This is a genomic window from Serratia sp. MF1(2023), from assembly GCF_030954545.1.
Lineage (GTDB): Bacteria > Pseudomonadota > Gammaproteobacteria > Enterobacterales > Enterobacteriaceae > Serratia > Serratia sarumanii.
Map to the genome: position 1 here is coordinate 80,645 of NZ_JAVHUX010000005.1, position 14,049 is coordinate 94,693.

The window sequence follows — 14,049 nt, forward strand, 5'->3', positions numbered from 1 at the left end:
TATAAAACAAGACAGACATCTACCTACCTGCACCGAGGCGCTCACTATGACTCAACGGCGTGATTTACAAGCACTGATCGACGCTGCTCCCATCGGTAAGACGCAGTGGCGCGTTATCATCTGCTGCTTTTTAGTGGTGATGCTGGATGGTTTTGACACCGCCGCCATTGGTTTCATCGCACCTGACATCCGCACCCAGTGGCAACTGACCGCCGGCGAACTGGCGCCGCTGTTTGGCGCGGGGCTGTTGGGGTTGACGGCGGGCGCATTGCTTTGCGGCCCGCTCTCTGACCGCTTTGGCCGCAAGCGCGTCATTGAACTTTGCGTGGCGCTGTTTGGTGCGCTGAGCCTGATTTCGGCCTTCTCCCCCGATCTGCCAACGCTGGTCGTTTTGCGTTTTCTCACCGGCCTGGGGTTGGGGGGCGCGATGCCGAACACCATCACGATGACCTCTGAATATCTGCCTGCTCGCCGCCGTGGCGCGCTGGTCACGCTGATGTTCTGCGGTTTCACGCTCGGTTCGGCCCTGGGCGGGATCGTCAGCGCCCAACTGGTGCCGGTGATGGGGTGGCAAGGCATTTTGGTGCTCGGTGGCGTTTTGCCGTTGATGCTCTTTGTGGTGCTGCTGTTTGCCCTGCCGGAATCCCCTCGCTGGCAGGTCCGTCGCCAACTGCCGCACAAGGTGATTGCCAAAACGGTCAGCGCCATCACCCGAGAGTGCGATGAAGAGACTCATTTTTACCTCAACGAAGCCGCTGCGGTGGCCAAAGGAAGCATCAGCCCGCTGTTTGCAGGCCGCCAGCTGCGCATTACTCTCATGCTCTGGGTGGTTTTTTTTATGAGCCTGTTGATTATCTATCTGCTCTCCAGTTGGATGCCGACGCTGCTTAACCATCGCGGTATAGATCTGCAGCACGCCTCTTGGGTGACCGCCGCTTTCCAGATGGGCGGAACGCTGGGGGCGCTGGGGCTGGGGGTGTTGATGGACAAATACAATCCCTTCCGGGTTTTGGCGGCGAGCTACGCCCTGGGCGCCGTGTGTATCGTCATGATTGGCCTGAGCGATCACGGCCTGTGGCTGATGGCGATGGCCATCTTCGGCACCGGCATCGGCATCAGCGGTTCGCAGGTTGGGCTGAATGCCTTGACCGCCACGCTCTATCCGACACAAAGCCGGGCGACCGGCGTCAGCTGGTCCAATGCCATTGGCCGCTGCGGCGCGATTGTCGGCTCGCTTGCCGGCGGCGTGATGATGGCGATGAATTTCTCATTCGAAACGCTATTTTTCATTATTGCCGTGCCGGCGGCGTTCAGTACGGTGATGTTAATTCTGCTGACGGCTGTTGTTCGCCAGCCGGCCCCAGCCCCTGATACGTTGCCTCGCGCAGCGTCGTGAATGAAAAGGAGAATCCCTATGCCTGAACGCAATCAGGATGTTAACCCCAGCCGTCAGCAGTTCTACCGGCATATTTCCGCGCAGAATCTGACCCCATTGTGGGAGTCACTGCACCATTTGGTGCCGCAAACGCCGAATGCAAACTGCGCTCCGGCTTACTGGAACTATCAGGAGATTCGCCCACATCTTCTGGCCAGCGGCGAGTTGATTGGCGCCAAAGAGGCGGTTCGCCGCGTGCTGGTGCTGGAAAACCCGATGCTGCGCGGACAGTCCGCCATCACCCCGACGTTGTATGCCGGATTGCAGTTGATCATGCCGGGTGAAGTCGCGCCGAGCCATCGCCATAATCAGTCGGCATTGCGTTTTATCGTCGAAGGGAAAGGGGCATTTACCGCCGTTGACGGTGAACGTACGCAAATGCATGAAGGCGACTTCATTTTGACGCCGCAGTGGTGCTGGCACGATCACGGTAATCCCGGCGAGGAGGCGGTGGTATGGCTGGATGGGCTGGATCTGCCGCTGGTGAACTTGCTGGGTTGCGGTTTCGCGGAGGACTATCCGCAAGAACAGCAGCCCGTGACGCGCCAGGAGGGGGATTATTTACCTCGCTATGCGGCCAATATGCTGCCGTTGCGCCATCAGAAAGGCAACTCGTCGCCTATTTTCAACTACCGCTACGATCGCAGTCGGGAAGCGCTGCACGACCTCACCCGCTTGGGGGAAGTCGACGAGTGGGATGGCTACAAGATGCGCTACGCCAACCCGGTGACCGGCGGCTATCCCATGCCCTCGATGGGCGCCTTCCTGCAACTGCTGCCGAAAGGCTTTTCCTCACGGAAGGCGCGCACCACGGACAGCACCATTTACCACGTGGTGGAAGGGCGCGGCCAGGTCAGCATCGGCAACGAAACCATTCACTTTTTGGCAAAAGATATCTTTGTGGCGCCGACCTGGTTCGATGTGTCGTTTCAGGCGGACGAAGACACCGTGTTATTCAGTTTTTCGGACCGACCGGTTCAGGAAGCCCTGGGACTGTTCCGTGAAGCACGTTATTAATTTGGGAGAGACAAAATGACGCAATACGTATTTTCACCGCAAGCCCCCGTGACTGTTCCTGTCGTGGGGAGTGATAAGCAGTTTCCCGTACGCCGTGTTTACTGCGTCGGGCGCAACTATGCCGCGCATGCCCGCGAAATGGGCTTTGACCCGGATCGTGAGCCACCGTTCTTCTTCTGCAAGCCTGCCGATGCGGTGGTGCCGGTGGCGGCCGACGAAACGCTGGCGTTGCCGTATCCGTCGCAAACCGACAACTATCACTACGAAATCGAACTGGTGGTGGCAATTGGTAAACGGGGGAGTGATATTCCACTGGACAAGGCGCATGAATACATCTGGGGATATGCTACGGGCCTGGACATGACCCGCCGCGATCGGCAGATGGACATGCGTCAGATGGGGCGCCCATGGGAAATCGGCAAGTCATTCGATCTTTCTGCGCCCATCGCGCCATTGCATAAAGCCGGCGACAGCGCAGACGTGAGTAGCGCACCTATCTGGCTGCAGGTCAACGGCAGCGATCGCCAGCGCAGCGACATCCGTCATCTGATCTGGTCGGTGAATGAAACCATCAGCTATCTGTCCGGCTTTTTTGAGCTGCAGCCCGGCGATCTGATTTTTACCGGAACGCCGGAAGGGGTGGGCGCGGTGGTGAAAGGCGATGTGATTACCGGCAATGTAGAAGGGCTAACCCCTATCGCCGTGAAGATTATCTGAGGCTGATTCAGAGGTGAATGATGAAGCTGTACAGTTTCTTTAATAGCTCAGCGTCCTACCGCGTGCGCATTGCGCTGGCGCTGAAAGGCATCCATTACCAGACGGTGGGCGTCAATATCCGCATTGGGCAACAGAATGAGCTGGCTTATCGGCGAATGAACCCGGTCGGGCTGGTGCCGACGCTGCTCACGGACGACGGTGAGTTTCTCAGCCAGTCGCTGGCGATTACCGACTGGCTGGATCGCCATTTTCCTCAGTTGCCGTTGTTACCGACGGCCGATCCGGCGCGCAGCCGGATACTGGAAATCGTCTATGTCATCGCCTGCGATATTCACCCGGTAAATAACCTGCGGGTTTTACGCTACCTGAGTGAAGAATTGAAGGTGAGTGACGAAGAGAAAAAACGCTGGTATGCGCACTGGATCCGCCAAGGACTGAGCGCCGTAGAACAGTTGTTGCTCCAGAGGCCGCCAGGCCCCTTCTGCGTTGGTGATACCCCGACGTTGGCGGACTGCTGCCTGATCCCTCAGTGGGCGAATGCCCTGCGGATGGGGTGCGATCTGAGCGGGTACCCGCGCTGTAAAGCGGTTTACGACGCCTGTACTCGGCTCCCGGCATTCATCGCCGCGGCGCCAGAAAACCAACAAGACAAAATCTCAGCCTGATCCCGAAAGGAGGAAAACAATGGCTAAAGTGATGCGCGCAATTATCGTGGGTGGAGGCATTGGCGGTGCAGCGACTGCGCTCTCGTTGGCTCGCCAGGGGATTAAAGTGATGTTGCTGGAAAAGGCGCACGAGATTGGTGAGATTGGGGCGGGCATTCAGCTCGGACCCAACGCCTTTTCCGCGCTGGATAGCCTGGGTGTGGGCGACGTTGCACGCGAGCGCGCCGTCTTTACCGATCACATAACCCTGATGGACGCGGTAAACGCCCAGGAGGTAGTGCATATTGAGACCGGGCAGGCATTTCGCGATCACTTTGGCGGTCCCTATGCGGTTATCCATCGGGTGGATATCCACGCATCCGTCTGGGAAGCGGTATTAACCCATCCGGATGTGGAATACCGTACCTCAACGCAGGTGGTGAGTATCAGCCAAACGACGGATGATGTGACGGTATTTGATGAGCAGGGCAATCGCTGGACGGCGGATATTCTGATCGGCTGTGACGGCGTGAGATCGGTTGTGCGCCAGTACCTACTGGAGGATGCGCCGCGGGTGACCGGACATGTGGTTTACCGCGCCGTGATTGATTGCGATGAGATGCCGGAGGATTTACGCATTAACGCGCCGGTGCTGTGGGCGGGGCCGCACTGCCATCTGGTGCACTACCCGCTGCGCGGGGGGAAGCAATATAACCTGGTGGTGACGTTCCATAGCCGTCAGCAGGAGGAGTGGGGGGTGAAGGACGGCAGTAAAGAGGAGGTGCTCTCCTATTTTTCCGGTATTCACCCGCGTCCGCGTCAAATGCTGGATAAGCCGACCTCGTGGCGCCGCTGGTCAACCGCCGATCGTGAGCCGGTGGAGAAATGGGGCAACGACCGTATCACGCTGGTGGGAGATGCAGCACACCCGGTGGCACAGTATATGGCGCAGGGAGCCTGCATGGCGCTGGAGGATGCGGTAACGCTGGGTAAAGCGCTGGAAGAGCATGGAGGGGATGCGGCAAAAGCGCTTGCTCTGTACGAGTCGGTACGTATTCCACGCACGGCGCGCATCGTCTGGTCAACCCGTGAGATGGGCCGTGTTTATCACGCCGCAGGCGTTGAGCGCCAGGTGCGTAATCTGTTATGGAAAGGCAAATCTCAGGCGGAATTTTATCGCGGAATGGAATGGCTGTATGGCTGGAAAGAAGAAAACTGCCTGCAGCCGCGCTGAGAGAGAGGCCTTGCCCGGGCCTCCGCTAGCGCATGGGCCAAACCGGTGCGGCCTAATCCTCTCAATATGCAGACGAAAAAAAACCTGCTGTAACAGCAGGTTTTATTAAATTTGGTCGGCATGAGAGGATTCGAACCTCCGACCCCCGACACCCCATGACGGTGCGCTACCAAGCTGCGCTACATGCCGACGCTATGAAAAATCATACTACCGATTCCCGATGTTAATGCAAGCGCCTCGCCACTTGATTGCTTTAGTTTTAAGCAGTTAGTTGGCGATAAAGCGTTTTACATCGGTCAGCACCTGCAACAGCAGAGCAAGCTGCGGTTTCTCGTCTTTTATTTCATCGCCGTTCTGATCGTAGACGCGATAGTTGCCGCTGTTGTCCAGCATCAGCGTCTGCGTCGGCGTGATGATCACCAGCTGATTGCCATCGCCGGTAGCGATCCAGTCGTTGCGGCGCTGGGCGGTGAACAGATCTTCGCCCTGCGAATAGTCTTTCGGCGCGGTCTTCACGTGCAGCAATCGTTGCATCAGGGTGCGCATCACGTCGTTATGGCCGGTCAGCTTGCTGATGGTCTGCGCCGGGGTGCCCGGCCAGTGGATCACCAACGGCACCTGCAGCTGCGCCTGGTTGAAGCCGGTGCCGGCGCCCCATTGGCCTTTGCCGCTGTCGTTGAACTCGACGCCGTGCTCGGCGGTGATCACCACCACGGTTTTATCCAGCAGGCCGCGCTGTTTCAGGGTGTCCAGCACCTGGGCTATCTGGGCGTCCACGTCTTGCGCGCCGGTGCGATAGCGCCGAATAAAGTCTGCCGGCGCCGGGGTTTTGTCTCCTTCGACAGCCTCGGCGCCGCTGAAGCTGATATAGGAGAACCACGGCTCTTTGCTACCCTGATCCGCCAGCCAACGCTGCCATTGCTGCGTGGTTTGCGCGTCGCTTTGCGGCGCCGGCGTCGGCAGCGAGAAGTCGGTCAACAGCGCCTGACGGTACAGGCTGGCGTTGAAGCCATCGGAGGAGAACAGCCCCAGCTGGTAGCCCCGATCGCCGAGCGCAGCGATCAGCGCCGACGGCTTGCGGCCGGCGAGCACGCTGTCCAGATAGGTCGGGGAAATGCCGTAGAACAGGCCGAACAGCCCGGTATCGGCATGGTTGCCCGAACTGTAATGATCGCTGAAACGCACGTTTTCCTGGGCGAAGCGCGTCAGCGCCGGCATGTCCTGCGTCACGTCTTTGGCGCGAATGCCGTCCACCACGATCATCAGCAGGTTATAGCCGCTGCCTTTATCGCCGTAGCTGAGATCGCTGAGCGGATACTCTACCGCCACCGCTTCCGGATTGCCCTGTTGCATCAGGCGGCGCTCATACTCTTGCTGGTCGAGCAGGCCGTGTTTTTCGAGGAACTTGCGCGCGGTCATCGGGTACGAGAGCGGCAGGTTGGCTCGCTGCATGGTGATCGGGCGATAGAAGTTGGCGTCGGCCCAGATGTAAATCAGGTGCGAAGCAAAAAAGGCGCTGATAAACAGCGCCGCCAGCGGTTTGCCGAAGCGGCGGCGGTTCAGGCTGCGCAGCTTCTGCCAGCTCCAGGTGGCGAACAGCATCTCCACCAGGAAGATCGCCGGCACGCAGATGAACATCAGTTGCCAGTCGCGCGACAGTTCGCTTTGGTCCGGGTTGACCACCAGATCCCACACCACCGGATTGAGGTGCAGGTGGAAATGGGAGAACACTTCGCTGTCGACCAGCAACAGCGTGAGCCCGATGGTGGCCAGCGCGGCGGAAATAAATCGCAGCAGCCGCTGTGACATCACCACGAAGGTGAGCGGGAAGATCACCAGCAAATAGCCGGCGAACACGATAAAGCTGAAATGCCCCAGCAGGCTGACAAAGGCATAAACCCGGCCCAGCAGGGATGCGGGCCAGTCGGTGACAAACAGGTAACGGCTGCCCAGCCCAAGGGCGAGCAAAATGTTGAATAAGGCGAACCAGTGCCCCCAGCTGATCATCTGGGAGACTTTTTCACGATAACGCTGACGGTTTGTCACCATAAGTCAATATTAATGTGCTTTATCTTCACGGACAGAAGCCTGCAGGGCTTCCGCGAACGATCTCGCCAGGGTTTTCCGCTGCGCGGGGGCAACGCTGGTGTTGATCAAATTAGTGACCATATTGCCCAGCACCATCAGGGAAAGATCGGTGGGGGTATGGTGTTTTTCCAGAACATTGACCAGCTCTGAGAGCAGTTGTTCAACGTGTTCGTCACTGTAACGGGATGATTGTGGCATAAAATTGCGCTTAGTAATCTGCAAAGTGCCCTATCTTACCGTATAGGGCAGTGATTTTCCGCTCTTTTATCACTTCCTGTCATTCGGGAAATTGTTCGCCCGCGCCGGGGCTGCCCCTCGCAGCGCCTTTCCGGTTTGCCGCGGTTTTTAGTATTGCAGGGCGGGGCCTTCAGTGTTTGAATACGCGCCTAAAGAACAGGAGGATTTACCATGAGTCTGGATATCGACCAGATCGCTCTGCACCAGTTGGTGAAACGCGACGAGCAAACGCTGGACGTGGTGCTGCGCGATTCCTTGCTTCCCACCAACGCGGCGGTGGAAGAAATGATGACGGAACTGCATCGCGTCTATAGCGCCAAGAGCAAGGCCTTGGGCCTGTTCAACGAAGGCAGCGAGCTGGCGGAAGCGCTGCGCACCTGCCGCAAGGACGATAAGGACTTTCTGGCCTTCAGCCGCGCGGCGACTGGCCGCCTGCGCGACGAACTGGCGAAGTATCCGTTCGCCGAAGGCGGCGTGGTGCTGTTTGGCCAATACCGTTATCTGGCGGTGGAGTATCTGCTGATCGCGGTGTTGAACAGCCGTAACAGCATGCGCGTCAACGAAGAGCTGGATATCAACACCACGCACTATCTGGACATCAACAACGCCGATATCGTCGCGCGCATCGATCTGACCGAATGGGAAACCAACCCGGAATCGACCCGCTACCTGACCTTCCTGCGCGGGCGCGTGGGCCGCAAGGTCGCCGACTTCTTCATGGATTTCCTGGCGGCGTCCGAAGGGTTGGACGCCAAGGCGCAAAACCGTGGGCTGCTGCAGGCGGTGGACGACTACTGCGCCGATGCGCAGCTGGACAAGAACGAGCGCCAGTCGGTGCGCCAGCAGGTGTACAGCTACTGCAACGAACAGCTGCAGGCGGGCGAAGAGATTGAGCTGCAGGCGCTGTCGCAGGAGCTGTCGCCGGTCGGCGAGAAAGACTTCATGCAGTTCTCAAGCGAGCAAGGGTATGAGCTGGAAGAAAGCTTCCCGGCGGATCGCGGCACGCTGCGCCAACTAACCAAATTCGCCGGCAGCGGCGGCGGCATCAGCCTGAACTTCGACGCCATGCTGCTGGGCGAGCGCATTTTCTGGGATGCGGCCACCGACACGCTGACCATCAGAGGCACGCCGCCGAATCTGCGCGATCAGCTGCAGCGCCGGACCGGCAGCGGCAAGTAAGCGCGCCGAATCGCAGACAATAAAAAACGCCGCAATTGCGGCGTTCTTTATTTCGGCGTCCCGAAAGGTTCGAAAACGTAGCGATTAAACGCGAACGAAGTCGATGTGAGCCAGTTTTGGCTTGAACGGGTGACGCTGTACAGCCTGAACCTTAACTTTGGTTTCTTTACCGTCGATAACCAGAGTTACTGCTTCGCTGTAGAATTCTGGTTTAGCTTCCATGTTCTTGACAGAATCATGGTCCAATTCGATGGAAACTGCAGCTTCTTTGCCACCGTAAACGATAGCTGGGAATTTGTTTGCTGCACGCAGGCGGCGGCTCGCACCTTTACCCTGGTCTTTACGTACTTCTGCATTGATAGTGAACATTGTTTTTTCTCTTAAAAGAAAATTTACCCTGCTACAGGCGACCCAAGTAGCAAGTTCGGAATTCCGCTTTAACGCTGGGCAGGCCCAGGTAAAGCGCGCGGCATTTTAACGGAAAGCCGCCTGCAGGGCAACGAAAACCTGCCCAGATTTAGGGCCGTTCGCTCAGGCCAACTGATTGGCGCGGCGGAAACGGCCTTGATAATCGAACACTTTCTCGCGCACCTGCCAAAACTGCCCGCGTTTGCGCGCCACCACGAAATCCGGATGGCGCAGCGCCTGCTGTTGCGCCAGCACGTCGGCGGCGGTGTGCCAGGCGAACGGCACGCCCGGCGCGCGCTGGTGCGGGCGCAGGAACAGCATTTCGAACGCTTTGCGCTGCGCCGGCGTCTGCAGGCGGAAGCGCTCGCTGGTGCTGGTGCCGTCCTCGTCGTAATAGGTGGCCTTCAGCCATTCGCCCTTGTCGTCGCGGCCGCTCTGCAATTCCATGCCGCCGCAGCGCAGCACCAGCGCGTCTTTCAGCTTCAGCGCCGCCTTCAGCATGTCATCGGGATCGACCAGCACCTCCTGGCACTGATGGCAGCGGCGCGCGGCGATGTCGTTCTCCGCGCCGCAGTGCGGGCAGCTCTTGAACCGGAAGCGGTAATCGCACTGTTCGCGGTGGCCGTCGTCGTCTTCCAGCCAGCCCTGACAGCGGCGGCCGTAGTGCTCGATGATGTCGCCATTCTCGGTGCACTTGCCCCAGAACAGGTTGGCGAAGCCGCAGGCCGGGCAGAACACCTGCACCGGCTGGCTGTCGCCGTGCGGCTTGCTGACGCCGACCTCCGGCGTGAACAGATCGTGCGGGTTGCCGGCGTAGTCGAGGATCAGGCAATCCTCCTTGCCGGGCGCCAGTCGCAGACCGCGGCCGACGATCTGCTGATACAGGCTGACGGACTCGGTCGGGCGCAGAATAGCGATCAGATCGACGTGCGGCGCGTCGAAGCCGGTGGTCAATACCGCTACGTTGACCAGATAGCGCAGCTGCTGCTGTTTGAACGCCTCGATCAGCGCATCGCGCTCGGCGGGCGGCGTTTCGGCGCTGACCAGCGCGGCCTCGCCGTTCGGCAGCAGGCCGTGGATCTCGCGGGCGTGCTCGACGGTGGCGGCGAAGATCATCACCCCTTTACGATCTTGGGCGTACTCTACAATCTGGCTGATGATATGCGGCGTGACGCGGTTTTGCCGCTTCAGCTCACGGTTCAGATCCGCTTCGCTGAACAGGCCGTTGCTTCTGGCCTCCAGCCGGCTGAAATCGTACTGCACGATCGGCATGTCCAGCCGCTCAGGCGGCACTAGGAAGCCGTTCTTAATCATGTAGCGCAGCGGCAGCTCGTAGATGCAGTCGCGAAACAGGCTGGCGCCGTCGCCGCGGGTGAAGCCGTGGTAGTGATACTGGTAAATCCAGCCCTTGCCCAGGCGATAGGGCGTGGCGGTCAGCCCCAGCAGCCGCAGCTGCGGGTTGGTTTTCTGCAAATGCTGGATGATTTGCTGGTACTGGCTGTCGTCGTCGTCGCTGATGCGGTGGCATTCATCGACGATCAGCAGCGAAAAGGCGCCGTCGAACAGCGGCAGGTTGCGCGCCACCGACTGCACGCTGCCGAACACCACCTTGCCGGCGCTCTCTTTTTGTTGCAGGCCGGCGGCGAAGATGTCCGCTTCCAGGCCGTAGGCGCAGTATTTGGCGTGGTTTTGCGCCACCAGTTCCTTGACGTGCGCCAGCACCAGCACCCGCCCGCGGGCGCGCTTCGCCAGTTCGGCGATCACCAGGCTTTTGCCGGCGCCGGTCGGCAGCACGATCAGCGCCGGTTCGGGGTGCCGCCGGAAATGATTGATGGTGGCTTCGACCGCTTCCAGTTGGTAGGGGCGTAGGGTAAAGGCCATAAATGAACGCCGTAGGTTGGAATGGGCCGCCGGGAAGCGGTTTTGTCACCTCTGTTCCCACAGAAAGCGTGACATTTTACGCCCGGGCGGCCGAAAAATTTCCATTATTATGCCTTCTGCACGCGCGCGGTGCGAGAAGCGTGAAAATTACCCCTGTCGGGCAACGCGTTGTGCCGCTATACTCGTGTGACAGCAATCGCTGTTCCCCCACGCGATTTCCCCCCTGAACCTGCCATTTGCACCCGGTGCAACGGCGGGCGTCATATTTTGGCAATACGATCAATGCGATCATAACAACGACAGGCAAAGCAGATCCCATGCGATTGGACAAGTTTTTATCTCAGCAGTTAGGCATCAGCCGTGCGCTGGTCGCGCGCGAACTTCGGGCTAAACGCGTCACCGTTGACGGTGAGGTGGTGAAGAGCGGGGCGATCAAACTGACCCCGGAGCAAGAAGTGGCGTTCGACGGCAATCCGCTGCAGCAGCAGAACGGCCCGCGCTATTTCATGCTCAACAAACCGCAGGGCTACGTCTGCTCCACCGACGATCCCGATCATCCGACGGTGCTGTATTTCCTCGATGAGCCGGTCGCGTACAAGCTGCACGCCGCCGGGCGGTTGGATATCGACACCACCGGGCTGGTGCTGATGACCGACGACGGCCAGTGGTCGCACCGCGTCACGTCGCCGCGCCACCACTGCGAGAAAACCTATTTGGTCACGCTGGAGCACCCGTTGGCGGAAGACACCGCGCAGCGTTTCGCCGAAGGGGTGCAACTGCACAACGAGAAAGATCTGACGCGGCCGGCGACGTTGGAGCAGGTCGACGAGCGCGTGGTGCGCCTGACCATCAGCGAAGGGCGCTACCACCAGGTGAAGCGGATGTTCGCCGCCGTCGGCAACCGGGTGATCGAGTTGCACCGTGAGCGCATCGGCGCCATCGTGCTGGATGACGATCTGGCGCCGGGCGAATACCGCCCACTGACCGAAGAAGAGATCGCCAGCGTGGGCGCGCCGCACCTGCAGGACTGATAACCGATCATTGATTGCGGCCGATTAAGGAGTCGTGGAACGTGCAACAGAACCGAACCTCTCATCTCGGTTTGATTTTCATTCTGGGCCTGTTGTCCATGTTGATGCCTTTGGCCATCGACATGTACCTGCCCAGTATGCCGGTGATCGCCGCCCAGTTTGGCGTCGAGTCCGGCAGCGTGCAGATGACGCTCAGCGCCTATATGCTCGGCTTTGCCTTCGGGCAGCTGTTCTATGGGCCGATGTCGGACAGCATCGGCCGCAAGCCGGTGATCCTGTGGGGAACGCTGATCTTTGCCATCGCCGGCTGCGCCTGCGCCATGGCGCAGTCTATCGATCAGCTGATCGGGCTGCGTTTCCTGCACGGTCTGGCCGCCGCCGCCGCCAGCGTGGTGATTAACGCCCTGATGCGCGACATGTTCACCAAGGATGAGTTCTCGCGCATGATGTCGTTCGTCATTCTGGTGATGACCATCGCGCCGCTGCTGGCGCCGATGATCGGCGGTGCGCTGCTGCTGTGGTTCAGCTGGCACGCCATCTTCTGGACCATGGGCGCCGCGGCGCTGATCGGTTCACTGCTGGTGGCCTTGTTCATCAAGGAGACGCTGCCGAAAGAGCGGCGTCAGCGGTTCCACCTGCGCACCACGCTGGGCAACTTCGGTTCGCTGTTCCGCCACAAGCGGGTGCTGAGCTACATGTTGGCCAGCGCCTTCTCGTTTGCGGGCATGTTCTCGTTCCTCAGCGCCGGGCCGTTCGTCTACATCGAACTGAACCACGTTTCGCCGCAGCACTTCGGCTACTATTTTGCGCTGAACATCGTCTTCCTGTTCCTGACGACGCTGATCAACAGCCGCAACGTGCGGCGGTTCGGCGCGGTCAAGATGTTCAAGCTGGGGCTGCTGGTGCAGCTGGCGATGGGGCTGTGGCTGCTGGCGGTAAGCGCCGTCGGCCTGGGCTTCTGGGCGCTGGTGATCGGCGTAGCGGTCTACCTGGGGTGCATCGCGATGATTTCCTCCAACGCCATGGCGGTGATCCTGGATGATTTTCCGCATATGGCGGGCACCGCGTCTTCCCTGGCCGGCACGTTGCGCTTCAGCATCGGCGCGCTGGTGGGGGCGGTGCTGTCGATGGCGCCGGGCAAAAGCGCCTGGCCAATGGTCACCTCGATGGCGCTGTGCAGCATCGTGGCGGTGCTGTTCTACGTTTACGCCAGCCGGCCGCGCGATCGCGCAGCCTGACGTTCTCCCGACTCGGGGCGTTTCGCCCCGCAGCGTCATGGGGTTGCGCCCTGCCATTTCAGGGTGCAACCGGCAATGAATAATTTGTTGCTAAATATATGCCTGCTAATTAATCGGTCATTTTCCCATCTGTGTGCTTTTTGTTAAAAAACTCCGCCATCGTGCCGCCCGATATTCCCCGGGAGGCGCGACGTTCTGTCGGCTGCGCCGCGCGAGTGGTTTGTATTAGGATTGATGTAAATCAAGGCATTAGCAGGAGAAGCTGCGCTAACGTGGCGGGTGAAATGTTTCTTCAATGTAAAAATATGGCGACGGAAAAGTAGTCGCATTGCAAGAAAAAAGAGTTGAGATCGCTGCGGGAAAGGGTTACATATAACGCAAAAATGCGAGCTGAGTCGCAAAATGCCGTGAAATAACACCGCACGGCGCGCCAAAAAATGGCGCGGCATCGGCAAGCACGGGGTCAGGTTAATGGTTTGCGGCAAAATTTACATTTAAATAACATTTGTGCGCGGCAGAGTCGGGAGTCAACGGCTATAACTTAGTAACCCTGTCAGGTAAAAGTGTTTCACCTTTTCAAACTAGGGATTTCATGTGGAGAGTATCCAACTTTCGGTAGTGCATCGCTTGCCGCAAAGTTATCGTTGGCTATCCGGTTTCACCGGCGTGAAGGTCGAACCGATTCCGTTTAACGGAATAGACGAAGATAACAACCTGATTGGGCTGAAGTTGCTCAGCCATGAAGGGGCCGAGGCCTGGCAGGTAATGCAACAGCTCAATCTGTCGCTGCAGGAGATTCAGGTCGACTGCGCGATTGTCGAATGGGAAGGAGAGCCTTGCCTGTTCGTGCAGCGCAGCGACGAGAGCGCCACCATGTGCCGCCTCAAAAACGTCGGCGCCGCGATCGCCGAACCGCTCAGCGCGCAATACCCTTTCTGAA

13 protein-coding genes and 1 tRNA gene are annotated in these 14,049 nt (G+C 59.1%); 9 read left to right on the forward strand and 5 right to left on the reverse strand.

The features are described from left to right. Positions 1-46: 46 nt before the first annotated feature. From REA38_RS01820 to REA38_RS01840, 5 genes are read left to right on the forward strand one after another with little or no spacing between them, the layout of a single operon-like run. Positions 47-1,396 carry an aromatic acid/H+ symport family MFS transporter gene (locus REA38_RS01820; RefSeq protein ID WP_308884757.1) on the forward strand — a complete coding sequence of 450 codons (1,350 nt, stop codon included), beginning with the start codon at positions 47-49 and terminating at the stop codon, positions 1,394-1,396. 18 nt (positions 1,397-1,414) lie between these two features. Beyond that, the gene (gtdA, locus tag REA38_RS01825; protein WP_039565048.1) at positions 1,415-2,452 is read left to right on the forward strand and encodes a gentisate 1,2-dioxygenase; all 1,038 of its coding nucleotides are present in this window, start codon (positions 1,415-1,417) and stop codon (positions 2,450-2,452) included. A 15-nt stretch (positions 2,453-2,467) separates the two neighbouring features. Then, positions 2,468-3,169 (forward strand): fumarylacetoacetate hydrolase family protein, encoded by a 702-nt coding sequence (locus REA38_RS01830; RefSeq protein ID WP_033648015.1) that lies wholly within the window; start codon positions 2,468-2,470, stop codon positions 3,167-3,169. Between the two features lie 20 nt (positions 3,170-3,189). Then, on the forward strand, positions 3,190-3,834 hold the full coding sequence (gene maiA / locus REA38_RS01835; protein ID WP_033648151.1) for a maleylacetoacetate isomerase: 645 nt from the start codon (positions 3,190-3,192) through the stop codon (positions 3,832-3,834). A 19-nt stretch (positions 3,835-3,853) separates the two neighbouring features. Continuing rightward, a complete protein-coding gene (locus tag REA38_RS01840; protein WP_033648014.1) occupies positions 3,854-5,047 on the forward strand; it encodes a 3-hydroxybenzoate 6-monooxygenase in 1,194 nt (397 codons plus the stop codon). Between the two features lie 112 nt (positions 5,048-5,159). Here the strand turns inward: REA38_RS01840 and REA38_RS01845 are convergent. The 3 genes from REA38_RS01845 to REA38_RS01855 form a co-directional block, all read right to left on the reverse strand. After that, a tRNA-Pro gene (locus REA38_RS01845) sits at positions 5,160-5,236 on the reverse strand. Positions 5,237-5,314: 78 nt separating this feature from the next. Next, the gene (gene yejM / locus REA38_RS01850; protein ID WP_060438464.1) at positions 5,315-7,096 is read right to left on the reverse strand and encodes an LPS biosynthesis-modulating metalloenzyme YejM; all 1,782 of its coding nucleotides are present in this window, start codon (positions 7,094-7,096) and stop codon (positions 5,315-5,317) included. Positions 7,097-7,105: 9 nt separating this feature from the next. Continuing rightward, positions 7,106-7,333 (reverse strand): YejL family protein, encoded by a 228-nt coding sequence (locus REA38_RS01855; protein ID WP_004935782.1) that lies wholly within the window; start codon positions 7,331-7,333, stop codon positions 7,106-7,108. A 210-nt stretch (positions 7,334-7,543) separates the two neighbouring features. Here REA38_RS01855 and yejK point away from each other — a divergent pair, with 210 nt between their 5' ends. Next, a complete protein-coding gene (yejK, locus tag REA38_RS01860; protein ID WP_033635284.1) occupies positions 7,544-8,551 on the forward strand; it encodes a nucleoid-associated protein YejK in 1,008 nt (335 codons plus the stop codon). 84 nt (positions 8,552-8,635) lie between these two features. Here the strand turns inward: yejK and rplY are convergent, their stop codons facing one another. Together rplY and REA38_RS01870 are read right to left on the reverse strand one after the other, a co-directional pair. Further along, complete coding sequence (gene rplY, locus REA38_RS01865) at positions 8,636-8,920, reverse strand: 50S ribosomal protein L25 (RefSeq protein ID WP_004935776.1); 285 nt, start codon at positions 8,918-8,920, stop codon at positions 8,636-8,638. Between the two features lie 162 nt (positions 8,921-9,082). Next, positions 9,083-10,840: a DEAD/DEAH box helicase gene (locus tag REA38_RS01870; protein WP_033635283.1), complete on the reverse strand. Its 1,758-nt coding sequence runs from the start codon at positions 10,838-10,840 to the stop codon at positions 9,083-9,085. Between the two features lie 317 nt (positions 10,841-11,157). On the opposite strand from REA38_RS01870, the gene rsuA reads away from it, so the two are divergent. From rsuA to REA38_RS01885, 3 genes are all read left to right on the forward strand, one after another. Beyond that, the gene (gene rsuA, locus REA38_RS01875; RefSeq protein ID WP_033648013.1) at positions 11,158-11,871 is read left to right on the forward strand and encodes a 16S rRNA pseudouridine(516) synthase RsuA; all 714 of its coding nucleotides are present in this window, start codon (positions 11,158-11,160) and stop codon (positions 11,869-11,871) included. A gap of 41 nt (positions 11,872-11,912) precedes the next feature. Then, positions 11,913-13,109, forward strand: coding sequence for a Bcr/CflA family multidrug efflux MFS transporter (locus REA38_RS01880; protein ID WP_025303559.1), 1,197 nt, complete (start codon positions 11,913-11,915; stop codon positions 13,107-13,109). A 594-nt stretch (positions 13,110-13,703) separates the two neighbouring features. After that, positions 13,704-14,048 carry a YejG family protein gene (locus REA38_RS01885; RefSeq protein ID WP_004935763.1) on the forward strand — a complete coding sequence of 115 codons (345 nt, stop codon included), beginning with the start codon at positions 13,704-13,706 and terminating at the stop codon, positions 14,046-14,048. Position 14,049: the final 1 nt, after the last annotated feature.